We start from the raw sequence: 25,249 nt of genomic DNA, 5'->3' as shown, positions 1-25,249 counted from the left end.
AATCCCTGTTGGTGGGGCGCCCATCGCAAACAGTCTCTGCCTGAGATGCAAACGAGAATCAGGCCGCTGTCAAGGATTCAGCAGAGACAGAGTTCGCCGCATGCTGTCACGCCCCCTGAACGCTTACGTTGTTCCTTTGGCGTGCTCTGCGAAGCGAAGGATTCCCGTTTGTGAAGAAGATCTTGCTGTTTGCATTGCCGACTCGGCTGGGTGGCGCCCTGGGCGTTCAGGTCATTCTGGCAGCTTTAGCTCCCCCCGGGCAGGCGATGCTTGCTGAAGATTTTCACCGTGTGCTCCTGTCCCGTGCTCTTCCCGCAGCCGTTGATGGCCCCGATGCAGCTCCTGCTCCTGAGCCTCTGCCCTCACCGGGCGTTCCGCCGACACGATTGGATGAACTGCGTAAGCATGTCTCCAAATCGGCCCTGGGCATGGAGATCGGTCCGTTCCACAGACCGATCTGTCCCAAACGCGAGGGATTCAACTGCCTGACGGTTGACATCCTGCCCCGTGATCAGTTGCTGCAGGCCTATGCCGAGGATAAGGATGTGATTCCGTTCCAAGAGCATATTGAAGAGGTGGATGTGTTGCTTTCTTCAGGCCTTTTTGCCAGCGTGGCAGCTTACACCCAGGGCCAGGAGGCTCGTGTGCAGAAGGCAGAGGGCTCTCTGTCCTATCTGATTTCTTCGCACAACTTTGAGCACCTTCCGGATCCGATCGCGTTTCTCGATGATGCTGCCACGCTGCTTGCTGATGGAGGCTTCCTTACCATGGCCATTCCAGTAGGCAGCCGCTGCTTTGACTGCTTCCGCCCGCTCTCGACCACGGGACAGCTGATCGATGCCCACACCTCGGGTCGCGTCAAGACGACGCTAGGTGCGATCTTTGACCAGTCAGCCTCCGCTGCAACCCATTCCGGAGGCCAGACGATTGGAGACCGCAATTACGACGTTGCGCAGGTGGCGGTCGACGCCTGCGGGGGCATGATCGATGAATCCTCTTTCGGCGCCCTGCAATTCACCCACGAATTCGGTCACTCAGGTGGGATCCACAGCTTTGTCTTCAATCCTTACAGTTTCCTGCTGATCATAGAGGATCTGCAGGCCTGTGGATTTCTACCGCTTCTGCGAGTTCAGGAAGTCATCGATAGGCCTGGTCAGGAGTTTATTGTCCACATTGTCAAGATTTCCGAGGCCTCCCGTAGTCCCCTTCCCCTGGACGCTGCGCGGCGCACCGAGCTGCTTAGGCAGGCGATCGCCTATTACATCGACGACCTCAATGCAACGCGTCAACTTCAGAACTCTCCCTGAGCTGTCTGTTGGCGTGGCACCTGAGCTCCTGGCCTGCTCAGCGGATGGCGGCCCGATCAGCAGCGGAGACGCACCCCCCGCGGAAGCTCCTCGAGGATGGCGCCCTCGGGGCTGAGGGCGGGGTAGGGGCGGCCTTCGCGGCGGCACCAGTCGGCCACCTGGGGGTAGGCCCACTCGAACAGCAGCGGCCCATAACGCTCCGGGGCCACCCCCTCGCCCTGACTGGGCAGGCAGCCCTTCGCCTGCCGTTGCCGCAGGGCCTCGAACAGCAGGATCGCGGTCGCCACCGACACGTTGAGCGACTGCACCATGCCCACCATCGGAATCACGATCGCCTGGTCGATCGCCGCCGCCGTCTCCTCGCCCAGTCCCCACTTCTCCGCCCCCAGCACGAAGGCCGTGGGTCCGGTGAAGTCACAGTCGCGGTAGTCCACCGCGTCGGCCCCCAGGTGGGTGCCGAAGAGCCGGAAGCCGCTGGCCTTGAGCTGGGCGATGGCGTCGCTGCTGCTCCGGTGCCGGTGCAGCGCCACCCACTTCTGGCTGCCCAGGGCCGTGCGGTTGAAGGTGGGCGTGCGCCCCGGGAGGCTGACGGCATGGGCTTCGAGCACCCCCACCGCATCGCAGCTGCGCAGGATCGCCGAGAGGTTGTGGGGCTTGTCCACCTGCTCCAGCAGCAGCGTCAGATCCCCCATGCGGCGATCGAGCACCGCGCGCAGGCGCTCGAAGCGGCGGGGCAGCAGCGGCATGGGCCTGGTAAAACGCCATCATCGACCTTGCCAGCTTCACGGTCATGGCCAGGGTTGCTGCCGACCATGGGAATCCCTTCGACCGCCGCGTCTACGCGATGGTGGGCCGCATCCCCCACGGGCAGCTGGCCACCTACGGCCAGGTGGCCGAGTTGATCGGTGCCTACGGCTGCGCCCGCCAGGTGGGCTGGGCCCTGCGGCGGTTGCCCCTGCCCTCGGACGTGCCCTGGCAGCGGGTGGTGAACGCCCAGGGGCGCATCGCCATGGGCCCCGGCCGTGAGGGCAGCGACTGGATGCAGCGCGAGCTGCTGCTGGCCGAGGGCATCGCCGTCGCCCCCGACGGCCGCCTACCCCTGGCCCGGCACCGCTGGCGCCCTCCCCTGGAACTGGTGCTGGCGGTCGAGCCCTCCTGTACAACGGAGTGAACTGTTTCGGGAGCCCGCCGATTCACGCCAGCCACACCGTCCCCGGCGACACCATTCCCGGCCTGGCCTCCCGGCAGCTGGCCTGGCAGGTGCTGCAGGCGGTTGCGGCCGGTGCCTACGCCGATGCCGCCCTCGAGCGCGAGCTGGCCTGCCTGGCCCGCGCCGGTGGCGGGCTGTCGCCGGCCGACCGCGGCCTGGCCACCGAGATCGCCTACGGCGCCATCCGCCAGCGGCTGCTGCTGGACGGCTGGATCGACGCCCTCGGCAAGGTGTCGGCCCTGCGCCAGCCACCGGCCCTGCGCTGGCTGCTGCACGTGGGGCTCTACCAGCTCCTGTTCAGCGATCGGGTGCCGGCGGCTGCGGCGGTGAGCACCACCGTGGCCCTGGCCAAGCGCGTCGGCCTGGCCCGTCTGGCGCCGGTGGTGAACGGGATGCTGCGCTCCCTGCTGCGGCGGCGCGAGCGGCCGGCCGGCAGCGTATCCTGCCACGAGCCCTGGGACGGCCTGGTGCTGCCGGCCGATGCCGCCGCCGCCCTGGCCCTGCGCCGCTCCCTGCCCCCCTGGCTCAGCGCCGAGCTGCTGGGCTGGCTGCCGCCCGAGCGGGCCGAGGCCTTTGCCCTGGCCTGCAACGCGGTGCCGGCCCTCGATCTGCGCGCCAACCCCCTGCGCACCAGCCGCGACGAGCTGCTGGAGCGCTTCACGGCCGCCGGCGTGGCCGCCCGCGCCCTGCCCGGTGCGCCCCACGGTCTCACCCTGCTGGAGCGGGTCGGCGATCCCCGCGACCTGCCCGGCTACGCCGAGGGGCTCTGGTGCGTGCAGGACCGCAGTGCCCAGGCCATCGCTCCCCTGCTGGAGGCCCAGCCCGGCCAGCGGATTCTGGATGCCTGCGCCGCCCCCGGCGGCAAGAGCACCCACCTGGCGGAGCTGATCGGCGACCAGGGGGAGGTGTGGGCACTGGACAGCTCCGAAGCCCGGCTGCGGCGGCTGGATCGCAACGCCGAGCGCCTCGGACTCACGACGATCCGTTCACTGGCGATCGACGCCACCGCCCTGGCGGAGGCCAAGCCCCACTGGCGGGCCCACTTCGATCGCATCCTCCTGGACGCTCCCTGCTCCGGTCTGGGCACCCTGGCCCGCCACCCGGATGCCCGCTGGCGGATCACCCCTGATGCCATCGATGGTCTGGTGCAACTGCAGCGCCAGCTGCTGGAGGCGCTGCTGCCCCTGCTGGCCCCCGCTGGCCGGTTGGTCTATGCCACCTGCACCGTGGAACCCCGTGAGAACGGCGCCCTCATCCATGGGCTGCTGCAGTGCCATCCGGAGTGGTCGCTGCTGCAGGAGCGCCAGTGGTGGCCGGAACCGCCCGAGGCGGAACGGGGCGGCGGCGACGGCTTCTATGCGGCGGTGCTGCAGGCCCCTGGCGCGCCCGCCTAAGGCGGTGGCGGCGCGGCGACGGGGGGCGGTGGTGGCAGGGGCGCCGGTACCTCCGCCGGTGGGGCTGGCGGCGGCACGGCCGCATCGCGGGAGCGGGGGGCGGCCACGGGATTGTTCGGTGGCGACGGCTGGGTCGGCTCGCTGTCGGCCGGCGGCCGCTCGCTGGGGAGCTCCTGGGCGGGTGGGCTGGTGCGGCTGGGCTCCTGCGGCGGTGGTTCCCAGCGCTGGCTGTCTTGATTGCCCCAGGCGTTGGGAGTGGCGTCGGGCTGGGATGGTTTCTGGCTGCGCACCGGCTTGAAGCTGCCGGTGAGCACGGGCTTGGGCGGGAACGTCTGCACCGGCATCCCCTTGGTCACCGGCTCCATGAACGCCCGCCAGGCGTAGGTGGCCAGGACGCTGGTGGTGCCTGTTCCCTGGTTGTTGTCGAACCCGAGCCAGACGCCGGTGGTGAGCTGGGGAATCGAACCGATGAACCACAGGTCCCGGGCGCCCTCGGAGGTGCCCGTCTTACCGGCCACCGGCCGGTCGGCCAGGGCGGCGCCGCCGCCGGTGCCGCCCAGCACCACCTGCTGCAGCATCCACACCATCGCGTCGGCGATGTCGCTGCTCACCGCCCGGGTGCCGCGGGGGCCGTTGGCCCGGCGTGACCAGAGCAGCTCCCCATCCGGTCCGAAGATCTCCTCGAAGGGCAGCGGCTGGATGTACACCCCGCGGTTGACCAGCGCCGCGTAGGCCGCCGTCATGTCGAGCACCGTCTGGTCGTTGGAGCCGATCGCCATCGACAGATAACGCCCCAGCTCCCGGTGGATGCCGAGGCTCTTGGCGGTGGCGATCACCGGGTCGTAACCGAGCTTCTGCAGCAGCCCCACCGCCACGATGTTGAGGGAGTTCTGCAACGCCGTGGCCAGACTCACCGAGCCCATGTACCGGTTGCCGAAGTTCTTGGGGCAGTAGCCGCCGAAACACCGGGCGGAATCCAGCACCGTGTCTTCGGGCTTCATGCCCAGTTTCAGGGCCGTGAGATACACGAACAGCTTGAAGGTGGAGCCCGGGGAGCGCAGGGCCTGGGAGGCCCGGTTGAACTGGGTTTTCTCAAAGTCGTTGCCGCCCACCATCGCCCGCACCAGGCCGGTGCCAGGTTCCATGGCCACCAAGGCCCCTTCCATGCTGCCGCTGGCGTAATAGTCGATCGTTTTCTGGGCCTCGGCCTGCCAGGCCGCATTCAGGCCGCTGCGGATCGTCAGGCCTCCCACCTCCAGCTGCTCCTTGCTGAGCACCTTGGGCAGTTCCTGCTCCAGCCAGCTGGTGTACCAGGGGGCCGGGTTATAGAAGTATTTGGGCTCGGCCGGCTTCAGCGCCAGGGGGGCGGCCTCGGCCCGCTGCAGCTGGGCGTCGTCGATGAAACCCGCCTCCCGCATGCGACCCAGCACCACCGAGCGCCGCCGCAGGGCCACCTCCGGATTCACCAGCGGGGAATACACCGATGGGGCCGGCGGCAGGCCGGCGATCAGGGCGGCTTCCGGCAGGGTGAGCTGGTCGGGGCGTTTGGAGAAGTAGATCCAGGCGGCATCGGAGACGCCATAGGCGCTGGAGCCGAGGTACACGTAATTGAGGTACTGCTCAAGGATCTGCGCCTTGCTCAGCTGGCGCTCGATCTTCCCGGCCAGGGCCGCCTCCTTGAGCTTGCGCACGATCGTGCGGTCCTGGCTCAGGAAGACGGTGCGGGCCAGCTGCTGGGTGATCGTGCTGGCCCCCTCCTCCACGGCGCCCTGCTGCAGGTTGCGCAGCATGGCCCGGCTGATGCCGAGAAGATCGATGCCGTCGTGCTGGTAGAAGCGGCGGTCCTCGGCCGCCACGAAGGCACGCTGGATCAGCAGCGGCATCTTGCCCGCGGGCAGTTTCTCGCGGGTGGCCGGGCCCTTCTTGAGCACCACCTGGCCGTCGGAGGACAGGATCGTGATCGTCCCCGGCCGGTTGAAACTGGTGATGCGTCCGGCGTCCGGCAGCAGTCCGTCGAGGCCGCGCACCAGGGTCGTCTGCCCCACGGCCACCACTCCTCCGGCGGCGACCGCGGCCAGGCCAGGCCCGAGCAGACGCCAGTTGGAACGGCGCGCTGGCCTGGCTGACGGTGGCTCGCCGGGTTGGCGGGGGCCGGTGGTGGCCGAGGACGGACCCACCCTGGTCATGGCAGGGTCAGGTCGCTGTGGCCGATCGCCAGGGCGGTCACGAGCATGCCCAGCACCAGGAACGGCTGCGCGCTGGCCTGATACTTCACATCGAAGGCGACGGGATCCCGCAGCAGCCAGATGTCCTGGAAGGTGATCTGGGGAATGATCAGCAGCACCAGCAGCACGGCGGCGAAGTGCTGGCCGATGGCGATCAACACCGCCACCATCGCCAGCTGGAAGAGATCGATCATGCCGGCGCTGATCCAGCTGGCCCGCTGGATGCCGAACACCACGGGCAGGGACTGCAGACCCAGGGCCCGGTCGCCTTCGACGCTCTTGAAATCATTGACGACGGCGATCCCCAGGCCCGCCAGGCTGTAGGCCAGGGTGAGCAGGGCCGTGGCCCAGGTGAGCTGGCCGAACAGGGCCTGGCCGGCCCACCAGGGCAGGGCGATGTAGCTAGCGCCCAGGGCATAGTTGCCCAGCCAGCCGTTCTGCTTCAGCTTCAGCGGGGGCGCCGAATAGATGTAGCTGACGAAGGACCCGCCCAGGGCCAGCAGCAGCAGCACCGGCGTGGTGTGGCCGGCCCAGACATCCAGGCCCCAGGCCACCGCCAGCCCGGCCAGCAGCAGCACCACGATCTGGAGACGTACCTGGCCCAGGGGAATGGCCCCGGAGGGAATCGGCCGGTAGGGCTCGTTGATCGCGTCGATCTCGCGGTCGTAGTAGTCGTTGATCGTCTGGGTGTAGCCCGCCAGCAGCGGCCCGCTCATCAGCATGCAGGACACCGACGCCCCCACCTCCGGCAGGGTCCAGTGGAAGTTGCCGGAGGCCGCCGCCCCGCAGATCACCCCCCAGATCAGGGGGATCCAGGTGACGGGCTTCATCAGCTGCAGCCGGATCTTCCAGATGTTGGAGGTGCCGGTGGCGCCCTTCATGCCGAGCAGCTGCCGGGCGCCACCGGAGACGCCTGGGGAGCCGGCGCTGGTTTCGGGGCTCTGGCTCATGGGTGGGCCGTCTCAGGCAGGGGTGATCTCGTCGTCAAAAAACCAGGTGGTGGTGCCGCCGCTGAGCTCCACCACCACACCGACGCCGGTGCCGTCGGTGACACGGAAGTCCTTCACCGTGCCGGTGGCATCGGCCTTGAGGGCGGCCACAAGACCGGCCGGGATCCGATCGCGCACGCGGGTCACCCGCACCTTCGAACCGATGGTGATGCCAGCCTGGGCCATGTCCGGCGCGATAAGAAAGTCGCGCAACCCTAACAGCGAACCTGTGGTAGCCAAGCGGATCATCCCCTGTCTCGACGTGGCCGGGGGCAGGGTGGTCAAGGGCATCAACTTCGTGGGACTGCGGGATGCCGGCGACCCGGTGGAACTGGCCTGCCGCTACAGCGTGTCCGGCGCAGACGAGCTGGTCTTCCTCGACATCGCCGCCAGCCACCAGGGCCGCGCCACCCTGGTGGACATGGTGCAACGCACCGCCGAGGCGGTGACGATCCCCTTCACCGTCGGTGGCGGCATCGTCAGCGTCGAGGGCATCACCGAGCTGCTGCGGGCCGGTGCCGACAAGGTGAGCCTCAACTCCTCCGCGGTCCGCACCCCGGAGCTGGTGGCGGCCGGGGCCGACCGCTTCGGCTGCCAGTGCATCGTCGTGGCCATCGATGCCCGTCGCCGCCCCTGCCAGGGGGATGAGCCGCCGGCCTGGGATGTTTTCGTCAAGGGCGGGCGGGAGAACACCGGCCTTGATGCGGTGGTCTGGGCCCGGCGCGTGGTGGAACTCGGCGCCGGCGAGATCCTGCTCACCTCCATGGATGGCGACGGCACCCAGGCGGGCTACGACCTCGCCCTCACCCGGGCTGTGGTCGAGGCCGTGGAGGTGCCTGTGATCGCCTCCGGCGGCGCCGGTTGCATCGACCACATCGCCGCCGCCCTGGAGGTGGCCGGTGCCTCGGCGGCCCTGCTCGCCTCCCTGCTCCATGACGGGGTGCTCACGGTGGAAGAGATCAAACAAGATCTGCTGCGGCGGGGCTTGCCGCTCCGGCCGCTGCTGTCCCCGCTGCCCACGGCCTGAAGCGGCCAGGGCGACCCGATCGCAGCCGTCGCTTCACTCGCCGTAACATTGAACAACGTTCGTGGTTCGTGGTGCATCGGTGAACGCCTTCCTGCTACTGCCAACGCCGGTGTTCACGGCGATCGCGCTGGTGGCTGTGGTCGTGGTGATCGCCCTGGTGGCCTGGGCCTTGCAGCTGCTGCAGGCCGCCACCGACCGCCGCGAATTCTCCCTGATGCTGGCCGGCTGCATGGTCTGCTCGGCGGCCGTGGGTCTGGCCACCGTGATGGTGCTGACCTTCACCAGCCCGGTCCGACTCGAAGCCCGCGGCCTGACTTCCCCCGACGGTGAACCGGCCGGTGTCAGCCTCGATGCCATCGTGCTGCCCTGGGATGACTCCCTGACCCCCCGCCTTGGCAACAGTTGATCCTGGGCAGATCAGCGATCTGTTCGACGCCATCGCCCCCCGCTACGACCAGCTGAACGATCTGCTCAGCTTGGGGTTGCATCGGCTCTGGAAGCGGCAGGCGCTGCTGGGGTTGCGCCCCCGCCCCGGCCAGCGCCTGCTGGATCTCTGCTGCGGCACCGGTGATCTGGCCCTGGTGCTGGCCTCCCGCGTCAGGCCCGGGGGCCTGGTGCTGGGCCTTGATGCGGCGGCTGCGCCGCTGGACATCGCCCGCCGCCGCGCCGCCCGCCAGCCCTGGTTGCCGCTGCAGTGGCAGCAGGGCGATGCCCTGGCCACCGGCCTGGCCGACGGCTGGGCCGATGGGGCGGTGATGGCCTATGGCCTGCGCAACCTGGCCGACCCCGCCGCCGGTCTGGTGGAGCTGCGGCGCCTGCTGCGGCCAGGCGGGCAGGCGGTGGTGCTGGATTTCAACCGGCCCGATCCGGCCTCGGTGCCGGCGGCCTTCCAGCGCTTCTACCTGCGCCGCCTGGTGGTGCCGGCCGCCCGTGCCGTGGGCCTGCCGGAGCAATACGCCTATCTGGAGGAGAGCCTGGCCCGCTTCCCCACCGCCCCCGTCCAGGAGCAACTGGCTCGGGATGCCGGTTTCGCCAAGGCACGCCACCGCCCCCTGGCCGGCGGCCTGATGGGGCTGCTGGAACTGCAGGCCTGAGGGGTTGGCTGCCGCGATCCGGGAACACCGATCTGGCAGCATCGAGCCACCCTTCCTGCCGTCCTGGCCAGAACCCGACCGGCGCACCATGCTTTTCCAGGACATCATCGCCAGCCTCAACCGGTTCTGGGCCGACCAGGGCTGCCTGATCCTGCAGCCCTACGACACCGAGAAGGGCGCCGGCACCATGAGCCCCCACACCGTGCTGCGGGCGATCGGCCCAGAGCCCTGGGCGGTGGCCTACCCCGAGCCCTGTCGGCGCCCCACCGACGGCCGCTACGGCGACAACCCCAACCGGGCCCAGCACTACTTCCAGTACCAGGTGCTGATCAAGCCCTCCCCGGATGCCATCCAGGAGACCTACCTGGCCTCGCTGGAAACCCTCGGCATCCACGCCGCTGATCACGACATCCGCTTCGTCGAGGACAACTGGGAATCCCCCACCCTCGGGGCCTGGGGCGTGGGCTGGGAGGTCTGGCTCGACGGCATGGAGGTGACCCAGTTCACCTATTTCCAGCAGTGCGGCGGCCTCGACTGCCGGCCGGTGTCGATCGAGATCACCTACGGCCTCGAGCGCCTGGCGATGTACCTCCAGGATGTGGAGAGCATCTGGGACCTGCGCTGGAACGGCGAGCGCAGCTACGGCGACATCTGGCTGCCCTTCGAGAAGGGCCAGTGCACCTACAACTTCGAGGCCTCCAACCCCGAACGCCTGCTGCAACTGTTCGCCCTGCATGAGGCCGAGGCCGCCGATCTGGTGGCGGCGGGGCTGCCGGCCCCGGCCCTCGACCACGTGCTCAAGTGCAGCCACACCTTCAACCTGCTCGAGGCCCGCGGCGTGATCTCGGTGACCGAGCGCACCGCCACCATCGGCCGCATCCGCCATCTGGCGCGGCAGGTGGCGGAGGCCTGGCTGGAGGAGCGCCGGGCCCTGGGCTTCCCCCTGCTGACCCCGCCGGCGGCGTGAAGCGCACCCTGCTGGTGGGGGTGCTGGTGCTCGGCGCCTTCCAGGCCGGCCGCCTCACCGAGCGGGCCATCTGGCCCTGCCGGCTGCGGCCCCTGGCCGCCCTGGTGGCCCCCCTTCTGGGTCAGGAGCTGCCCAGCCCCCAGCTGTGTGAGCTGATGCTCAAGCTGCCGAGTTTCTGAGGCTCAGGGTGCCGTTGGCGTGGCCTGGGTCGCCGGCGTGCTGGCCACCGCCGTGCCCCTGGGAGCGCCGCCGAAGAAGAACTTCACGCCCACTTCGATGCCATTCATGTTGACGGAAAAGCCGTTGGCCTGCTGGTCCCCGTTGTTCCATTTCAGGCCCATGTAGCGCCAGGACAGGTTCAGATCGGTGTTGTCCCCGATCGCATAGCCCAGGCCCACCTGGGCATTGCCGCTGAGGTCCTGCTGGCCGGCCAGACCAAAGCCGCCGATATCGCCCCGGGCGAAGGCCCGCAGCCGCGGGGAGAGGAAGACGGTGGCCTGGGTGCCCACCAGGGGCTGCACCCAGGTGCGCTGAAAGTTGCGGGTGGGCTCCAGCAGGGTGCGGCCCAAGGGGCCATCGAGGGAGGCGGCCAGATTCAGGCGGCCATCGATGAGCCGGATACCGGCATAGGGGATCACCGAGTACGTGCCGGGCTTGCCGATCGCCGATTCCCGCTCGCCGAACCGGTAGCGGAGGGCGACGTCGTAGATCCCCAGGGTCTGGCCCACATCGGCCGTCGTCGTGAACAACTGCCGGGGGCCGACCAGGCGCGCCGCCGAGTCGCCCAGGCTGGTGTACCAGAGGTCGGCCTGCAGGCCCACCCGGTCCTTTTCGATGCTGCCGCGGGCGGAGGCGGCGAACCGCAGGATGTCGAGGACTTCCCCCAGGTCCTGGTCCACCTCCGCCTCCTGGCCCCGGATCGTGGTGGTGCCAAGGGTGCGCAGGGGTGCGAAGCCGTAGAGCTCGACGGTGCCGCTCCAGGGGTTCACGGCCGGGGCCGACTCCCCTGGTACCGGATCGGCCTGGGCCGTCTCAGGCGCGGCCGCGAAGGCTGGGGCCCCAGTCGGCAGGCGCAGCTCCTGGCCGATCCAGGTGGCCTGGGACGGGCGCTCCGGTGCCGGTGCGGCTTGAGCGGCCTCCGCCCAGAGGGCAGGCGAGGCCAGGGCCAGGCCCGCCAGGATTCGAACCAGGCGGCTGGGTCGGTCATTCATGGACGGGATCTTAAGCAGACTCGCCGGCACCGGCGGTGCCCGGGCGCGTCTCAGCGGTTGGCACCCTCTGCCCTGAGGCTCGTGCTGGGAGGCTCGCCGAAGAGGGCGCGGTAGTCGCGGGCGAAGTGCCCCGCGTTCATGAATCCCCACTGAGCGGCCAGCTGGGAGATCGTCGTCGCCTGCGGATCGGCACGCAGCAGGGCCTGGCGCACGCCGTGCAGGCGACGGATCTTGAGGTAGGCCATCGGGCCCATGCCCAGGTGCTCCTGGAATCCCTGCAGCAGGCTGCGCCGACCGGCCACCACCTGGCGGCAGAGCCCATCGAGGCTGATCGGCTCGTGGGGATGCTCCGCCATCCAGGCCTGGGCGGCCTTCACCAGCTCGATCCGAGCCGGCGGCCGGGCCAGCCGCCCGCCGTGGCCGCTGCGGTGCACCAGGGCCTCCACCAGCAGGGGCACCAGATCTCCGCACAGCCGCCGGCGGGTCGTCGGATCCTCCATCAGGGCGGGAGACCGCACGGCAAGGCGGAAGATCCGGCGCAGGCAGGCCTTCACCCGTTCGAAGCGCCGCGGATCGATCGCCTGCCAGTTGACACCCTCCAGCGGCTCCTCCAGGCCCGGCGCGCCCAGCTCGCAGGCCCACTGCAGGAACCTCTCCCGATCCAGGCTCAGCAACGCCAGGCTGCAGCGTTCGGGGGTGGTGAGGTGGATCTCCCCGCCGGCGGCCAGGCCGAAGAACGCCGTGGCCGGCAGCTCCAGCCCATGGGAGCGCATCACGCTCTGGCCGGGGTTCTCCTCGAGGTCAAGGGCGATCAGTTGGCGGCCTTTGGGTTTGGGCCCACCCCCGTGCAGGGGCCGGTCGAAGCGCAGCCGCAGGACCTGGAGCGCACCGAGGTCGAGGGCCAGCAGCTCGCTACGGAGCTGTCCTCCGGCGAGCTGGGTGAGCTGCACGGGCAGCAGGCTGCTGAGCACCCCTTCCAGGCGGGCGATGTCCTGGATGGAACGGGAGACGGGAGCAGCGGAACCGCACTTTTTGAGTGTTCGGATCGCTCCGCTCTGTGCATCCTTTAGGGGCATGTCCCCCGAAGGCGTGGCGTCCGTCACGTGACATCGGGGGACCTGAGCCCTCTTCCTAGCCCACTTCCTCACCCGCCGGGTGTTCCCCGCCATGCCCAACGGTCAGCCCAACATCCTCATCCTCTGGGGCGATGACATCGGCCAGAGCAACCTCAGCTGCTACAGCGACGGCCTGATGGGGTACCAGACCCCCAACATCGACCGGGTCGCCACCGAGGGCGGCCGCTTCATCCATTACTACGCCGAGCAGAGCTGCACCGCCGGCCGGGCGGCCTTCATCTCCGGCCAGAGCGTGTTCCGCACCGGCCTCAGCAAGGTGGGTCTGCCGGGTGCCGAAATCGGCTATCGCGCCGAGGATCCCACCATCGCCGAGCTGCTGCAGCCCCTGGGCTACCGCACCGGCCAGTTCGGCAAGAACCACTTCGGCGACCGCGACGAGCATCTGCCGACGATGCACGGTTTCGATGAGTTCTTCGGCAACCTTTACCACCTCAACGCCGAGGAGGAGCCGGAACTGCCCGACTATCCCAAGCCGGAAGACTTCCCCGACTTCAAGAAGAACTTCGGCCCCCGCGGCGTGCTGCACAGCTGGGCCAACGGCGATGGCACCCAGCGCATCGAGAACACCGGTCCGCTCACCAAGCAGCGGATGCAGAACTGCGACGAGGAGTTCCTCGTCGAAGCCAAGCGCTTCATCCGCGATGCCGTGGCCTCGGGAGAGCCCTTCTTCGTGTGGTTCAACACCACCCACATGCACTTCCGCACCCATGCCCGTCCCCAGGACGTCGGCCAGGCGGGGCGGTGGCAGTCGGAGTACCACGACGTGATGATCTATCACGACAATTGCATCGGCGAGATGCTCGACCTGCTCGATGAGCTGGGCGTCACCGATGACACGATCGTGATGTACAGCACCGACAACGGGCCCCACATGAACAGCTGGCCCGATGCCGGCATGACCCCCTTCCGCAACGAGAAGAACTCCAACTGGGAAGGGGCTTATCGGGTGCCGGCCCTGGTGCGCTGGCCAGGCAAGATCGCCCCGGGAACCCTGTTCACCGGCATCGTCAGCCATCTCGACTGGCTGCCCACGCTGCTGGCGGCCGCTGGCGAACCGGAGATCAAGCAGAAGCTCCTTGAGGGCCACACGGTGGGCGCCAAGACCTTCAAGATCCACCTGGACGGCTACAACATGCTCGACTACTGGACCGGCCAGAGCGACAAGAGCCCCCGGGTGGAATTCTTCTACTTCTCCGACGACGGCGATCTCACCGGCCTGCGCTACGACAACTGGAAGTTCGTGTTCATGGAGCAGCGCCAGCCCGGCACCTGCCAGATCTGGGCCGAGCCGTTCATCGTTCTGCGCCTGCCGAAGATCTTCAACCTGCTCACCGACCCCTACGAACGGGCGGACGTCACCTCCAACACCTATTGGGACTGGATGCTCGACCACGCCTTTGCCCTGGTGCCGGCCCAGACGATCGTGGGTCGCTTCCTGGCCACGTTCCAGGCCTATCCACCCCGCCAGAAAGCGGCCAGCTTCTCGCTGGGGGATGTGATGGAGAAGCTGGCCTCCGCCGCCAGCGGCGGCCACTGAGGGGCCCGTCACTGTGCAGGCCGCTGTCATGACGCCGGGGCGCCCCCCGGCGCGGGACATGGTCTGGATCCCCGCAGGTTCCTTCCTGATGGGCTCCGACCACCACTACCCGGAGGAGGCCCCGGCCCACCGGGTGGCGGTGGCGGGGTTCTGGATCGACCGCGCTCCGGTCACCAACGCCCAGTTCCGCAAGTTCGTCAAGGCCACCGGCCACGTCACCGTGGCCGAGCAGCCGGCCGATCCGGCCGCCTATCCCGACGCCCTGCCGGAGCTGCTGGCGCCGGCCTCGATCGTGTTCGTGCCACCGCCCGGACCGATCGGCACGGGTGATCCCTACCGCTGGTGGCAGTACCTGCCGGGGGCCTGCTGGCGCCATCCCGAAGGCCCGGGCAGCTCCATCAGGGCCCGGGACCACCACCCCGTGGTGCACGTGGCCCACGCCGATGCGGCGGCCTATGCGGCCTGGGCCGGCAAGCAGTTGCCGGCTGAGCCCGAGTGGGAATGGGCCGCCCGCGGCGGCAGGGAGCAGGGCGAATTCGCCTGGGGGGACGAGCTGCATCCCGGCGGCCGGCCCATGGCCAACACCTTCCAGGGGGACTTCCCGCACCACAACAGCCTGCTCGACGGCTGGGAGCGCACCTCGCCGGTGGGGGCTTTCCCGCCGAACGGCTACGGCCTGCTCGACATGATCGGCAACGTCTGGGAGTGGACCGACGACTGGTACGGCACCCACGCCGCCACCGTCGACCAGCCCGGGGGATGTTGCCGGCAAGCCAGCATCGATCTCGGCTCCCAGCACGGCCGTCTTCCCCGCAAGGTGGTGAAGGGCGGGTCCTTTCTCTGTGCTCCGAGCTACTGCCGCCGCTACCGGCCCGCCGCTCGCATGGCCCAGGGGATCGACACCTCCACCTGCCACATGGGCTTTCGTTGTCTCGTGAGGAGCTGAACCATGCTGGACATCCCGCTGCTGGAGTGGATCGACCGCTTCGCCATCGGACTGCGGGTCTTGCTGGAGGGCGTGTCGCTGGTGTGCGTGGCGCTGGGGTTTGCGGCCACGCTGCGCCTCAGCGTTCGTCAGACCCTGCGCCAGTCGCAGCTCCTGGGCCACGGGCGCCAATCCCAGGGGCGGCGATTCAACAGCCTCCGGCTCACCTTCGGCAGCTGGCTGTCGATGGCCCTGGAGTTTCAATTGGCCGCCGATATCGTCGCCACCACCACGGCACCCTCCAACCAGAACCTGATCCAACTGGGAGTCATCGCCGTGATCCGCACCTTCCTCAACATCTTCCTGGGCCGGGAAGTGGAACTGGAGCTGAAGTTCGAGGAGGCCCAGCGCCAACAGAACCAGCCGGGTTCTCCCACCGACACCTCTTATTCCTGATGGCGAACCTCAACAACGAACTGGCCAAGGAGCGCAACCGGGCGGCCGCCGAGCGCACGTTGATGGCCTGGATCCGCACCTGCCTCTCGCTGATCAGCTTCGGCTTCGGCCTCGACAAGATCATCGGCGCCATCAACAGCAGCCGCTTCGATCGCAGTGCCCATGCCGGCCTGAGTGTGCGGCTGGTGTCCATGGGGTTCATTCTGGTCGGCATCCTGGCGATGGCGGCGGCCACCCGCCAGCACCTGCGCACACTCAAGCTAATCCGGCGTGACGACTTTCTCTATGCCGATCAGCGTTCGATCAGCACCCTGACGGCCATCGCACTCACACTCATCGGTGTTGTCGCGTTTGCGCTGCTGGTGATCGGTTCCCCTCTCGGTTGACCTCCATGCCCCAGGCCGCCTCCCTTCTTGTCACGGCCACCATCGTGACCCTGATGTTCAGCCTCGGTCTGGGGCTGAAGCAGTACCCGTTCCTGCTGCTCAGGGATCGCCCCGCCTTCCTCTGGCGCGTGGTGCTCGGCACCTGCCTGCTGGTGCCCCTGGCGGGTCTGGCGCTGGTGCTGCTGCCCCTGCATGGCCTTGTGAGCCGGCCGGCCTGGGTGGCCATGGGCCTGATGCTGGCCTGTCCCAGCGCCCCGTTGATCCTGTTCCGGGTGCGCAGCAGTGGCGGCACCGCCGAGCTCGCGGCGCGGCTGCAGATTGCGGCGGCGCTGCTGGCCATCGTCACGATTCCGCTGCTGGAGGTCGTGTTCCGTACCGGCGCCGGACTGCGCGGCTGGGAGATGGTGGAGTGGGGAATCACCCCGGCCCAGGTGGCGGCCCAGGTGCTGAAGGTGCAGGTGCTGCCGGTGATCGCCGGCATCCTGTTGGGCCAATGGAAGCCGCAGCTGGCCCAGCGCTGCAGCCAGGCCCTCGGCAGCCTGGCCACGGTGCTGCTGCTGCTGATGATGGTGGCGCTGGTGGTGCTCAGCGGTAAGCAGCTGCTGCCCTTTCTGCAGCAGAATCTGGTGGGCCTGGTCGCCATGGCCGCCCTCTGCGCGCTCAGCCTGGCGATCGGCTATGGCCTGGCCGGCGCGGACCCACTGGAGCGACGCACCGTGGCCCTGGTGACGGGCATGCGCAACACGGGTCTGGCGGCCCAGCTGGCCCTGACCTACGGCAAAGGCCTGCCCGATCTGGTTCCCGGGATCCTCTCCTACGTGCTGATCACGGTGATCGTCACCAGCCTGTTCCTGAAATGGCAGCAGGGGCAGCTGGCGCCCTCCGGCCAGCCCTCTGGCTGATCAGGCGTTCGCCTCGCCGGTCCTGGGAACGGTGCCGGCGTTGCCTCGACGGTGGCGCCTGTGCTTCGGCGTGGTTCGCCAACCTGTACAGGCTGTAAAGAAGTCTCTCCAGCCTGGTCGGCGGCACCGCCCCCTGGGGGCACGATCGCCGGGGGCCATCGCCGCCGGCGGGAACCCTGGAGCATGCTCCGTTCCCCCCTGCTGCCGCTGCTGCTGCTGCTCCTGGTGCTGCTGCAGGCCCAGCTGCGGCCGCTCCAGCCCACCGCCGGGGATCCGCTGCGGCTGCTCGCCGGTGGGGATGGGCCCCAGCCGGCGATCCTGACGGGACAGCTCTTGAGTGATCCGGTGGCCAGCGCGGCTGCCGAGGCCGCCCCCGCCGGTCAGGCCGGACCCTGTCGGGTCCTGCTGCAGACGGCGGGGGGCCGCAGCGAGCTGAGCTTCCGCACCTGTCCGGCGTTGCGTGAGGGCTGGGGCGTGCGGGTGAGCGGTCAGCTGCGGCGCCCCCGGCCGGCCCCCCATCCGCTGCTGGCCGGGCCGGCCGAGCGCCTGGCCCGCCAGGGCAGCTGGACCCGCCTGGCGGTGGAGCATCTGGAGGTGCTGCGCCGGCCCGCCACCCCGATCGCCGACCTGCGCCGCAGCATCGCCGACCGGTTCGTGGTCGGGGCGGGTCCGGAACGGGGCGGCCTGCTGGCGGCCCTGGTGCTGGGCAGTGCCGTGGTGCCCCTGCCGGCGGAGCTGCGCGCCGACTTCCGCGTTGCCGGCCTCTCCCATGCTCTGGCGGCCTCGGGATTCCATCTCAGCGTCCTGCTGGGGGCGGTGCTGGCCATCGGCAGGGGGCTCGGCCGCTGGACGCGACTGGCCCTGGGCGGTGGCGCCATTGCCCTGTTCCTGATGCTGGCCGGGGCCCAGCCCTCAGTGGTGCGGGCGGTGCTGATGGGGGCCATCGCCCTGGTGCTGCTCGAAAGCGGCCGGCGGGCCCGCCCCCTCGGACTCCTGGGCCTGAGCCTGGCGGGCATGCTGCTGCTGCGGCCGGCCTGGCTGCACGACGTCGGTTTCCAGCTGAGCGCCGCCGCCACCGCCGGCCTGGTGCTGACGGCCAGGCCCCTGGAGCAGGCCCTGGTCCGGCGACTTCCTGGTGGTTCCTCGAACACCGCCCCCCGGTGGGCGGCCTGGCTGGCGCCCGCCCTGGCGGTGCCGGTGGCGGCCAGCCTCTGGACCCTGCCGCTGCAACTGCTTCACTTCGGTGTGGTGCCGCTCTATGCCGTGCCGGCCAACCTGCTGGCGGCCCCGCTGCTCACGCCACTCACCCTCGGGGCCATGGCCCTGGCGCTGGTGGCCGTGCTGCTGCCGGCCCTGCTGGCGCCGTTGCTGCTGCCCCTCGGCTGGCTGGCCGGGTTACTCCACCAGCTCGCCCACGCCGTCGCCGGCCTTCCCCTGGCCCAGTGGCAGAGCGGCCGGCCCCTGCCCCTGCTGGTGCTGCTGTTCACGCTGGCCCTGCTGGGCCTGGTGCTGCCCGGACTGGGCCGGCGCCGGCGGCTTCTGGCCGCCGGCCTGGGCGTCGGGGTGCTGGCGGTGCATCTGGTGCTGCTGGGCGGCGACCAGCTGCTGCTGGTGCACCAGGGGGTGGGGGGCCCCGCCCGTGACCTGGTGCTCGCCCGGCACCGCGGCCGCGCCGCCCTGGTCAGCACCCGCGCCGACGGGTTCAGCTGCCGCCAGGCCGGCCAGCTGGCCCAGGCCCTCGGGGTGGCCCGCTTCGACTGGACCTTGCTGCTGGATCCGGTGGCGGGCGCTGATCCGGCCTGCTGGAGCCGTCTGGCGGCCCGGGTGGTGGCCTACGGCGATGGGGCGGCCCCTTTGGCGGCCGGGCAGCGGCTGGCGAGCCGGGGGCTGGCGGTGGAGGCTCTGGCCATGGACAGCCACGCCCTGCGCCTGCAGCTGGGCCGTCAGCGCTGGCTGCTGCTGCCTGATCGGCAGTCGCTGGCGAGCTGGCGAGCGGGCTTGCCGGCGGCCTCCTCAGAGAGGGCCGCGGAATCTGTGTGGCTGGGGTTCCGCCCCCGGCCCGCCGACCATCGCGCCCTGCTGGCCCACGGGCCGCGGCAGGTGTGGCTCAGTGGACCTGGGCCAACCGGAGCCTCCCTGCCGCCAGGCTGGCGGGCCAGCGGGCCGAACGGCGCGCTGACCGCTCCGTAAGATGCAGGCTGGCCCAGGGGCCTGGAGAGGTGGCTGAGTGGTCGAAAGCGAACGACTCGAAATCGTTTGAAGGGAAACCTTCCGTGGGTTCGAATCCCACCCTCTCCGTTTCAGAGCTCAAAACGGGGATTCCCAAGGGTTCCCGTGACGTCCCACTGATTCCCGAGACCCACTGCCCTGCAGTGGGTTTTCTGCTGTTTGGGCGTCCCATGGCATCCCGGCAAAACCCAGGCAAGCAAAAAATTGTGGTGGTGTAAGTGGTGGTGAAAAACTGGGGTGGTGGTGTAAATGGGGTCTTGGCTCTAACCGACAAGGAAGTTCGCGCTCTGCCAGAGGGATCTCGGCGGTACCGGGTCTCGGACGGCGGCGGCCTGCTTCTTGAGGTCGACCCCGCCGGCGGCAAGTACTGGTTATGGCGGCACCGCTTCCCGCCCACCAAGGACGGCCGTCGGCAGGATTTGCGCATCGGGCCCTACCCCAGGATTTCGCTCAAGGCTGCACGCGACATTCGCGATGAGCAGAAACGTCTTCTCTATGAAGACGGAATCAATCCCTGTGATGCCAAGAAACGCACCAAAGATCAGCGCTGGGGCAAACATGCCCAGCTCACCTTTGAGGCCGTCGCACTCGACTGGCACGCCACCAAAACGGCCGGCACCTGGACGGAGCGGCACAGCGATGACGTCATCAAGAAGCTGAACAAGGACATCTTTCCCGCCATCGGCGGCATGGCCATTGATGCCATCACCGCTCAGGACTGCCTGGCCGTGCCCCCGTGGATCGGTAAGTGCGGTTCCAACGAAACCGCCAAGCGCTCCCTAGGCGTGATCAGCCAGGTGCTCGATTACGCCGTCGCCATCGGCCACTGCACGATCAATCCGGCCCATTCCCTCAAGCGCCACGCCCCCGTCAAGCAGACCAACAGCCACTACCCCTGCATCGCCTGGAACGAGCTGCCCGAGCTGCTGGCGGCCACCACCGTGACCAGATCACGGTGGCCGCGGGCCTTGATCCGCAGCACGCAGAAGCCGTTGGACGGGTTGTGGAAGGTGACGCGCTCGATCGAGCCGGCCAGGACCTCAGTGGGCTGGGCTGTGTTGTCCGGCACTCCGGAGGACTGGCCAGCGATCGGCTTGTTCATGCCTCCCCGCGGTGCCACCGGGCCATGCTTGCAGGCTGTTGCAACGCTCACCTCAGCTGCTGACGCTCTGACGGCAGCTGAGATGGAATACCAGGGCCGATGCGACCGGCATCGGCATGGCCAGCACCGATGAGCGAACTCTGATGATCGACGATGAGTCGGATTACGACAGCCGGTGTCAACAGCTCCGCCAGGAGAATGCTGCTCTTCTCGGTGACTTCAGGCGTTGGCTCAAAAAGGCTGGCCTTGGCGAGACAACAATCAGAAGCCATTGCACCAACCTGGACTTCTACCTGAATCATTTCCTTCTCTACGCCGACACGGTGACCCCAGCTGAAGGGGTTGGCACTGTCGGAGAGTTTCTTGGCGACTGGTTCATCCACAAGGCGATGTGGTCCAACAAGACAACCGTCAAGGCCAATGCCGCCAGCCTCAAGAAGTTCTATGCCTTCATGGCCGAGCGAGGGTGGGTCAAGCCCGAGGAGTTTGCCTCGCTGAAGCAGCAGATCAAAGACGAGCTGCCTGACTGGCTGGCCGCTGTCGAGAGATACAACGACCCGGATGTTGACCTCCTTGAGGATGGCTGGCCGATCTGAAATGGAATGCGCCCCGCAGCCACAGACGATGTCGTGATGCGGCTGCGGGCTGGTTGCAACCGACGACCTCAACCGGGCTGATGACCAGCTTGGTGCTGCACTAAAAACGCCTCAATCCAATCGTGATGACGCTTCTGCAGGATCCGATCAGCGATCGTCGTGGCCTCCTCAGGGATGGAGAAGCGCTTGCGGATGCCCTGGGTGAGGGCCTCCAGCAGGGGGCGAGGGAGCTGGCGGATGGCGCCGTGCAACGTGCGGATCGTGGCCGCATCGAGGGGGAGCAGCCCCGGATCCTGCTGGGCTGCAGGGACAGCAGCCTGAGCCGGGGGCTCTGCCGGTGTCGATGCCGTTGCCTGGTGCTGGGGAGCTTGCTGGGCCTGACGCGGGTGAGCCATTGGGCGTTCTGGTGCCGCTGAGCTGGTCACCTCCCGCTGACTATGAATGTCATAGAGGGCAAGGCCAAACGGGTTCCCGAAGGTCATCAACGCCCGCTTCATGGCGTCGGTCTCGGCTTCCTTGAGGGCGGACTCATGGGCCTGGCCCAGGTCCATGTCGATGCCGTGGCCGGCGCCGCTGCCCTCTCGGACCAGGGGCGTCAGGCCTCCGGCGGTGACGGTGACGCGAACGCGGGCGGTGTAGGTGACGCCCCAGCCGGGCTTCTGGTCTCGGCTCGTGCCTCTGGCACCGATCAACCGCTCGGCCTGGGCGACGCAGCGGACCGCGATGGTCTGCCGCTGCCAGCCATCGAAACCAAAGATGCGGTTGGCTTCCGCGATCACCTGCCACCCCTCCAGATAGCTCCCGCGGCTGCGGCCCTGCTCCCGCTGGCGAACGTTGGCCCGATCGAGGGGGGCGGAAAGAGCGGCGAGCTGCTCGGGGGAGAAGCCAGGGGGCTGAACCGAGACAGCGGCCGACGCGGATTCGAGCGCGGCTGGAGGGAGCGCCTCAGTGCGGTCAGCGGAGCGGATCAGCTCCAGAGCCGAGGGCGGCCGCTGGATGGGTCGAGGCGCTGCCGTGCGGCTGGTGCCGTTGGCAGAGGGAGCGGCGACGGTCATGACGGTGGACGCAATGGTGTGAGGAGGAAGGAGAAGGGGCCCGGCTGCACCACCGGAACCCCACATGCGAGGGGGCCTATGGCCCCTACGGCCTATGGCCGTCAGTGGATGCGCCAGGAGCGGCGGGAGACGAGCTGGGCGCCGGTGATCTGCTGGCCTGCCTTGAGAGCCGCCTTCATGGCGGCCTTGTCGGCCGAGAAGGTGGTTTTGACGCTGAGCCACTAGGGATCGAGCAGGGCCTCGTTCTCGATCTCGACCGCCTGTGACTTGCGGCTGCTGAGCTCGTGGTGGGGGAACGAGAAGCGGGTGGCGCTGGGCTGCAGCTTGGTGAGCACCAGAACCAGCGAGTCCTCCAGGGCATCGGCCCGGCCGGCATCGGAGCAGGCCAGCTCGGTGAGCCGCTTGGCGTGCTGCTGGCGGTAGGCGGCCTGACCACGCAGGTGCTCGATCACCCAGTAGGTGGCATCGGCCTTGGCCGCCAGGGCGGCCTTGATGCCCTCTTCTGCAAGCAGGGCAGCCTCGAGCTCGCTGAGGGCCTGGGCGCGGCTGTCGTCGTCATCGGCTTCCAGCTACTCGGCGAGCTGGCCGATGGCAGTGGTGAGATCCTGGGCCTCGATGCCCAGCTTCCAGAGCGAGCCGGAACGCTGCAGGGAACAGGACGGGCCGGCGGCCTGGGGGAGAGCTGGGGTGAGAGGTACGGCGGGGGCGGTGAGAACGGCCATGGGGATGGGGATGTGAGGAGGGAACGGGAAGAACGGCGCGGCGACCGCCGCTCAGGCGGCGCGCGGCTCCGGCGAGAAGGGCGGCGGCACTTCCATCACCACCACCGGCACTGGGGACCGGGAGGAGCAGCGGCGGGCCTGCTGGACGAGCGAGGCCGTGCCCGGCCCACCGGGGAAGGCGATCACCAGCACTGAGGCGCTGAACGCTGGGGAGGTGTGGGCCTGGGCCTCCACCAGGGCCTGCTCAAGCAGGCGCCGATTGCGGATGGGCCCTGCACAGCGGCCATAACGACGCCACTCGGCCGCGAGGGACTGGACCCGCCAGCCGAGCTGATGGGCGGCACGGCCGATGGCCTGATCGGCCCCACGGGCACCGCCATGCAGCAACAGATGGACAGGCCGGCCGGCACTGCGCTGGAGGAGAGCGGCGGCGATGCGCTCCTGAGGCCAGGAGAGATCGCGACCATCGGCCGCGACGATGACGACCGAGCGATGGGCCAGCACCGGCGGCGGCAGGAGAGGTGGAAGTGGCAATGCAGCGGCCTGGGCCACTGCAGCAGAGGACAAGCTCATGGGCTACAGAGCAAACGAACGGGGCAAGTTGTCCGAGGATTACTGATTCGGAGAGGTGCCGCAGGCGATGGGCTCGTGGCCTTTGGCGCAGCTCTTATTCTACCAGTGCAAACGCACTGAGGAGCGGGCAGAGCGGCTGTGGGGCAATGGATCTACGCAAAGTAAAGCCATCCGCTGATCGATCAGAAAGCTGATAAGCAAGGCCGCCAGATTCAGCGTTGAATGCCAAGCTGGCCGCGCAGCCGTGCGAGGAAACCTGGGGCCTCGCCCCAACCCCTACCGGCTGGAGGCGGCTCCGCCACCGCAGCCGCGGGAGAACGGCCATGCCTGCCCACCCCCACACCGGCCCGGAGCGGAGGGCGGCGGCGGCTGGCCGATGCACGCCACGGCAGCGCCGTGGCACGCTGAAGCACGGCCGTCGCCGACCGGAGCCCTGCGGTGCCTGCTCAGCCCCAGGGAACGTCCAGGAACTCCACCAGCAGCACGCCTCGGTGGGTGCCATGGATCCTCACCAGTCCCGCTTTGGCAGCACGCTCCATGCCAGGACGCTCCTTGCGCACCTGCTCGGCGCTGGCCAGCACCCGCACCCAGCCGCCGGTCATGAAGTCCTCGCTACCTGTCTCGAAGACCTGCAACCGGCGGTGCTGGTTGCTGTTGCGCTCGTAGTACAGGCCTCCACCGGTGGGGTCGGTTCCCTCTGCCCACACCTGATCCACCATCAGCTTTCCGATCGCCAGCGGGTCCTGCGCCGCAGCGTCGATAGCCTCGCCGTCGAGCACCAGCGGGTTGCCCGGGTCCTCACGGTTGTCAGAGATGATCAATCGGTTGCCCATGAAAGGGTTCTCCTCAGCCCCTTCCTGTCGCGTGATCACGCCGCATGGGTCAATCCAGCGATGGTGCTCGTCAGTCTGACTGCGGATCAGCTCTCAGCCCCAACCAGCGCCGGCTCAGCCGTCTCCCCTGAACCCTCCGGTCCGGGTCTCAAGCAGATCCCAAAGCTGGGGCTCGTTGGCAAGGCGGCGGTCAGAATCACGACTAAACGGACTAACATCATGTAAGTCCTGCCGTGCGGCGCTGCTTGCCATGGCTGTCACTCCTTACCGCGTCACCCCGGCCCGGATCGGTAACTCCTCCGGCCTGCGGCTGCCGGCAGCCTTCTACCGCGACCATCCCCAGTTCGCCGGTGCTGCGGGTCAGGTGGAGGTGCTGGACGACAGCACGCTGCTGCTGCGCCTGGAGCCAGAAGAGCAGCAGCAGGACGAGGCAGAAGAAGACACCCTGATGCTCGGGCTGTTCCTCGATTTCCTCAGCCGACAGGCACTGACGGCCGATCAAGGCCCTGTGCTCTACACGGAGGCTATGGCGGCAGACGACGACGAGCTGCTGGCCGGCGTGACGGTTGACGCCGCAGGCGAGCTGCTCGGGGCATGAGTGCGCCGCTGGTGCGTCATGGCTGGACGATCGCCTTTCAGCCTCAGCTCTTCGCGCGGCAGTACGCCGAGCTCAAGGCCGAGGTGAGACGGCTCAAGCAGGAGCTCGATCCTCAGTCGTTCGTTCAGCACCCCCAGGTGAAGCTGCTGGCGGCGGTGATGGAGGGGATCAAGGAGCGGATCGCTGCCGATCCCTACGCCAGCCGCTTTGCTCTCACGGGCCCCCTGCGCCGCTATGGCCGGCTCAAGGGCCTGGGTCTGCCGGATCGCTACCGCCTGTTCTTCCGCCCCTTTGAAGCGGAGGGTCGGCGCCTGCTCCTGATCCTCTGGCTGGGGTTCCCGCGCAGGGACGGCGATCGCAACGACTGCTACGCGGTGTTCTCGCGCCTGGTGCAGAGCGGTGAGCTGCCGGAGGACTGGCAGAGCCTGCAGCGCGAGCTCGACGCCGGCTGAGCGGATGGACTCTGGCAAGGGAGGACATGACCCTGCCGGCCGCAGCGCCTTGGAAGTGTCGAGCCCCTTCAAACGTCCGATGCAAGCAATCCGGTGCGGATTGACTGGGGCCCCGTCGGACCGACAACCGGGCTGAATGACCTCCAGATCCCTGGCTTTACGGGTCCCATGCGTTGAACAAGGTCGGGAAGATTGATCCGGCTTGTCGTCCCCCGAGATCCCAGCGCATCCCCCACAAGCCCGGCAAAGTGGTGGTGCAAATGGTGGTGTATTTGCCGAGCTCCCTCGCCCATAATCTAGTTTTTGCAGGCACTCTCAAAGCT

Annotated in this window: 30 protein-coding genes and 1 tRNA gene; 20 read left to right on the top strand and 11 right to left on the bottom strand. The window is 68.6% G+C overall.

The genetic code is table 11. The features are described 5' to 3' along the window. Nucleotides 1–170 precede the first annotated feature (170 nt). Nucleotides 171–1,307, top strand: coding sequence for a class I SAM-dependent methyltransferase (locus KBZ12_RS13520; RefSeq protein WP_254958498.1), 1,137 nt, complete (start codon nt 171–173; stop codon nt 1,305–1,307). A 56-nt stretch (nt 1,308–1,363) separates the two neighbouring features. On the opposite strand, the gene trmH is transcribed toward KBZ12_RS13520, so the two are convergent. Further along, nucleotides 1,364–2,053 carry a tRNA (guanosine(18)-2'-O)-methyltransferase TrmH gene (gene trmH, locus KBZ12_RS13515; RefSeq protein WP_254958497.1) on the bottom strand — a complete coding sequence of 230 codons (690 nt, stop codon included), beginning with the start codon at nt 2,051–2,053 and terminating at the stop codon, nt 1,364–1,366. 44 nt (nt 2,054–2,097) lie between these two features. On the opposite strand from trmH, the gene KBZ12_RS13510 reads away from it, so the two are divergent. Together KBZ12_RS13510 and KBZ12_RS13505 are read left to right on the top strand one after the other, a co-directional pair. Then, a complete protein-coding gene (locus tag KBZ12_RS13510) occupies nt 2,098–2,478 on the top strand; it encodes an MGMT family protein (RefSeq protein ID WP_254958496.1) in 381 nt (126 codons plus the stop codon). Then, nucleotides 2,475–3,911 carry a 16S rRNA (cytosine(967)-C(5))-methyltransferase gene (locus KBZ12_RS13505; protein ID WP_254958495.1) on the top strand — a complete coding sequence of 479 codons (1,437 nt, stop codon included), beginning with the start codon at nt 2,475–2,477 and terminating at the stop codon, nt 3,909–3,911. The genes KBZ12_RS13510 and KBZ12_RS13505 overlap by 4 nt, the downstream gene beginning before the upstream one ends. On the opposite strand, the gene KBZ12_RS13500 is transcribed toward KBZ12_RS13505, so the two are convergent. Genes KBZ12_RS13500 through KBZ12_RS13490 form a run of 3 tightly spaced genes read right to left on the bottom strand, consistent with a single transcriptional unit; the run spans nt 3,908 to nt 7,311 of the window. Further along, entirely contained in the window at nt 3,908–6,097 is a 2,190-nt protein-coding gene (locus KBZ12_RS13500; protein ID WP_254958494.1) for a transglycosylase domain-containing protein, read from the bottom strand. The genes KBZ12_RS13505 and KBZ12_RS13500 overlap by 4 nt on opposite strands. Further along, on the bottom strand, nt 6,094–7,086 hold the full coding sequence (gene chlG, locus KBZ12_RS13495; protein WP_254958493.1) for a chlorophyll synthase ChlG: 993 nt from the start codon (nt 7,084–7,086) through the stop codon (nt 6,094–6,096). The genes KBZ12_RS13500 and chlG overlap by 4 nt, the downstream gene beginning before the upstream one ends. Before the next feature lie 12 nt (nt 7,087–7,098). Next, nucleotides 7,099–7,311, bottom strand: a complete 213-nt coding sequence (locus KBZ12_RS13490; RefSeq protein WP_254958507.1) for a DUF2862 domain-containing protein — start codon at nt 7,309–7,311, stop codon at nt 7,099–7,101. A gap of 43 nt (nt 7,312–7,354) precedes the next feature. Between KBZ12_RS13490 and hisF the strand changes: the two genes are divergently transcribed. The 5 genes from hisF to KBZ12_RS13465 all read left to right on the top strand — a co-directional run bounded on the left by hisF (nt 7,355) and on the right by KBZ12_RS13465 (nt 10,392). After that, nucleotides 7,355–8,152, top strand: a complete 798-nt coding sequence (gene hisF / locus KBZ12_RS13485; protein ID WP_254958492.1) for an imidazole glycerol phosphate synthase subunit HisF — start codon at nt 7,355–7,357, stop codon at nt 8,150–8,152. Nucleotides 8,153–8,231: 79 nt separating this feature from the next. Further along, nucleotides 8,232–8,558, top strand: coding sequence for a hypothetical protein (locus tag KBZ12_RS13480; RefSeq protein WP_254958491.1), 327 nt, complete (start codon nt 8,232–8,234; stop codon nt 8,556–8,558). Next, nucleotides 8,545–9,246 carry a bifunctional demethylmenaquinone methyltransferase/2-methoxy-6-polyprenyl-1,4-benzoquinol methylase UbiE gene (gene ubiE / locus KBZ12_RS13475; RefSeq protein WP_254958490.1) on the top strand — a complete coding sequence of 234 codons (702 nt, stop codon included), beginning with the start codon at nt 8,545–8,547 and terminating at the stop codon, nt 9,244–9,246. The genes KBZ12_RS13480 and ubiE overlap by 14 nt, the downstream gene beginning before the upstream one ends. 88 nt (nt 9,247–9,334) lie before the next feature. Continuing rightward, nucleotides 9,335–10,213, top strand: coding sequence for a glycine--tRNA ligase subunit alpha (gene glyQ / locus KBZ12_RS13470; protein WP_254958489.1), 879 nt, complete (start codon nt 9,335–9,337; stop codon nt 10,211–10,213). Beyond that, the gene (locus tag KBZ12_RS13465) at nt 10,210–10,392 is read left to right on the top strand and encodes a hypothetical protein (RefSeq protein WP_254958488.1); all 183 of its coding nucleotides are present in this window, start codon (nt 10,210–10,212) and stop codon (nt 10,390–10,392) included. Before glyQ ends, KBZ12_RS13465 begins: the two co-directional genes overlap by 4 nt. A 3-nt stretch (nt 10,393–10,395) precedes the next feature. Here KBZ12_RS13465 and KBZ12_RS13460 read toward each other — a convergent pair whose 3' ends face one another. Both KBZ12_RS13460 and KBZ12_RS13450 read right to left on the bottom strand, forming a co-directional pair. Beyond that, on the bottom strand, nt 10,396–11,424 hold the full coding sequence (locus tag KBZ12_RS13460; protein WP_261360038.1) for a porin family protein: 1,029 nt from the start codon (nt 11,422–11,424) through the stop codon (nt 10,396–10,398). A 50-nt stretch (nt 11,425–11,474) separates the two neighbouring features. Continuing rightward, the gene (locus tag KBZ12_RS13450; protein WP_254958485.1) at nt 11,475–12,527 is read right to left on the bottom strand and encodes a helix-turn-helix domain-containing protein; all 1,053 of its coding nucleotides are present in this window, start codon (nt 12,525–12,527) and stop codon (nt 11,475–11,477) included. A gap of 64 nt (nt 12,528–12,591) precedes the next feature. Between KBZ12_RS13450 and KBZ12_RS13445 the strand changes: the two genes are divergently transcribed. The 9 genes from KBZ12_RS13445 (at nt 12,592) to KBZ12_RS13405 (ending at nt 20,693) form a co-directional block, all read left to right on the top strand. Continuing rightward, the gene (locus KBZ12_RS13445) at nt 12,592–14,097 is read left to right on the top strand and encodes an arylsulfatase (protein ID WP_254958484.1); all 1,506 of its coding nucleotides are present in this window, start codon (nt 12,592–12,594) and stop codon (nt 14,095–14,097) included. Nucleotides 14,098–14,155: 58 nt separating this feature from the next. Next, nucleotides 14,156–15,043, top strand: coding sequence for a formylglycine-generating enzyme family protein (locus KBZ12_RS13440; RefSeq protein WP_254958483.1), 888 nt, complete (start codon nt 14,156–14,158; stop codon nt 15,041–15,043). A gap of 3 nt (nt 15,044–15,046) precedes the next feature. Further along, a complete protein-coding gene (locus KBZ12_RS13435) occupies nt 15,047–15,478 on the top strand; it encodes a DUF1622 domain-containing protein (RefSeq protein ID WP_254958482.1) in 432 nt (143 codons plus the stop codon). Continuing rightward, nucleotides 15,478–15,864, top strand: a complete 387-nt coding sequence (locus KBZ12_RS13430; protein ID WP_254958481.1) for a YidH family protein — start codon at nt 15,478–15,480, stop codon at nt 15,862–15,864. The genes KBZ12_RS13435 and KBZ12_RS13430 overlap by 1 nt, the downstream gene beginning before the upstream one ends. 5 nt (nt 15,865–15,869) lie before the next feature. Further along, nucleotides 15,870–16,766: a bile acid:sodium symporter family protein gene (locus KBZ12_RS13425; protein ID WP_254958506.1), complete on the top strand. Its 897-nt coding sequence runs from the start codon at nt 15,870–15,872 to the stop codon at nt 16,764–16,766. Nucleotides 16,767–16,949: 183 nt separating this feature from the next. After that, nucleotides 16,950–18,956, top strand: a complete 2,007-nt coding sequence (locus KBZ12_RS13420; protein ID WP_254958480.1) for a ComEC/Rec2 family competence protein — start codon at nt 16,950–16,952, stop codon at nt 18,954–18,956. A 23-nt stretch (nt 18,957–18,979) separates the two neighbouring features. Then, a tRNA-Ser gene (locus KBZ12_RS13415) sits at nt 18,980–19,064 on the top strand. Nucleotides 19,065–19,213: 149 nt separating this feature from the next. Beyond that, nucleotides 19,214–20,230 (top strand): site-specific integrase, encoded by a 1,017-nt coding sequence (locus KBZ12_RS13410; RefSeq protein ID WP_254958479.1) that lies wholly within the window; start codon nt 19,214–19,216, stop codon nt 20,228–20,230. Beyond that, nucleotides 20,214–20,693, top strand: a complete 480-nt coding sequence (locus tag KBZ12_RS13405) for a hypothetical protein (RefSeq protein ID WP_254958478.1) — start codon at nt 20,214–20,216, stop codon at nt 20,691–20,693. The genes KBZ12_RS13410 and KBZ12_RS13405 overlap by 17 nt, the downstream gene beginning before the upstream one ends. Nucleotides 20,694–20,761: 68 nt before the next feature. Here KBZ12_RS13405 and KBZ12_RS13400 read toward each other — a convergent pair whose 3' ends face one another. Further along, on the bottom strand, nt 20,762–21,748 hold the full coding sequence (locus KBZ12_RS13400; RefSeq protein ID WP_254958477.1) for an RAD52 family DNA repair protein: 987 nt from the start codon (nt 21,746–21,748) through the stop codon (nt 20,762–20,764). A 78-nt stretch (nt 21,749–21,826) separates the two neighbouring features. Here KBZ12_RS13400 and KBZ12_RS13395 point away from each other — a divergent pair, with 78 nt between their 5' ends. Next, nucleotides 21,827–21,973, top strand: a complete 147-nt coding sequence (locus KBZ12_RS13395; RefSeq protein ID WP_254958476.1) for a hypothetical protein — start codon at nt 21,827–21,829, stop codon at nt 21,971–21,973. Here the strand turns inward: KBZ12_RS13395 and KBZ12_RS13390 are convergent. From KBZ12_RS13390 to KBZ12_RS13375, 4 genes are all read right to left on the bottom strand, one after another. Continuing rightward, nucleotides 21,970–22,260, bottom strand: a complete 291-nt coding sequence (locus KBZ12_RS13390) for a siphovirus Gp157 family protein (RefSeq protein WP_396101233.1) — start codon at nt 22,258–22,260, stop codon at nt 21,970–21,972. The genes KBZ12_RS13395 and KBZ12_RS13390 overlap by 4 nt on opposite strands. 57 nt (nt 22,261–22,317) lie before the next feature. Next, entirely contained in the window at nt 22,318–22,470 is a 153-nt protein-coding gene (locus KBZ12_RS13385; protein WP_254958475.1) for a hypothetical protein, read from the bottom strand. A 51-nt stretch (nt 22,471–22,521) separates the two neighbouring features. Continuing rightward, nucleotides 22,522–23,043, bottom strand: coding sequence for a DUF2493 domain-containing protein (locus tag KBZ12_RS13380; protein WP_254958474.1), 522 nt, complete (start codon nt 23,041–23,043; stop codon nt 22,522–22,524). Nucleotides 23,044–23,489: 446 nt separating this feature from the next. After that, entirely contained in the window at nt 23,490–23,876 is a 387-nt protein-coding gene (locus KBZ12_RS13375) for a hypothetical protein (RefSeq protein WP_254958473.1), read from the bottom strand. A 250-nt stretch (nt 23,877–24,126) separates the two neighbouring features. On the opposite strand from KBZ12_RS13375, the gene KBZ12_RS13370 reads away from it, so the two are divergent. Together KBZ12_RS13370 and KBZ12_RS13365 are read left to right on the top strand one after the other, a co-directional pair. Beyond that, nucleotides 24,127–24,474: a hypothetical protein gene (locus KBZ12_RS13370; protein WP_254958472.1), complete on the top strand. Its 348-nt coding sequence runs from the start codon at nt 24,127–24,129 to the stop codon at nt 24,472–24,474. After that, nucleotides 24,471–24,926 (top strand): type II toxin-antitoxin system YhaV family toxin, encoded by a 456-nt coding sequence (locus KBZ12_RS13365; protein WP_254958471.1) that lies wholly within the window; start codon nt 24,471–24,473, stop codon nt 24,924–24,926. Before KBZ12_RS13370 ends, KBZ12_RS13365 begins: the two co-directional genes overlap by 4 nt. Nucleotides 24,927–25,249 lie beyond the last annotated feature (323 nt).

Source organism: Cyanobium sp. Cruz CV13-4-11 (assembly GCF_024346055.1).
Lineage (GTDB): Bacteria > Cyanobacteriota > Cyanobacteriia > PCC-6307 > Cyanobiaceae > Cyanobium.
Note: the sequence above shows the minus strand (reverse complement) of the source record. Positions and strands in the feature narration are given on the sequence as shown.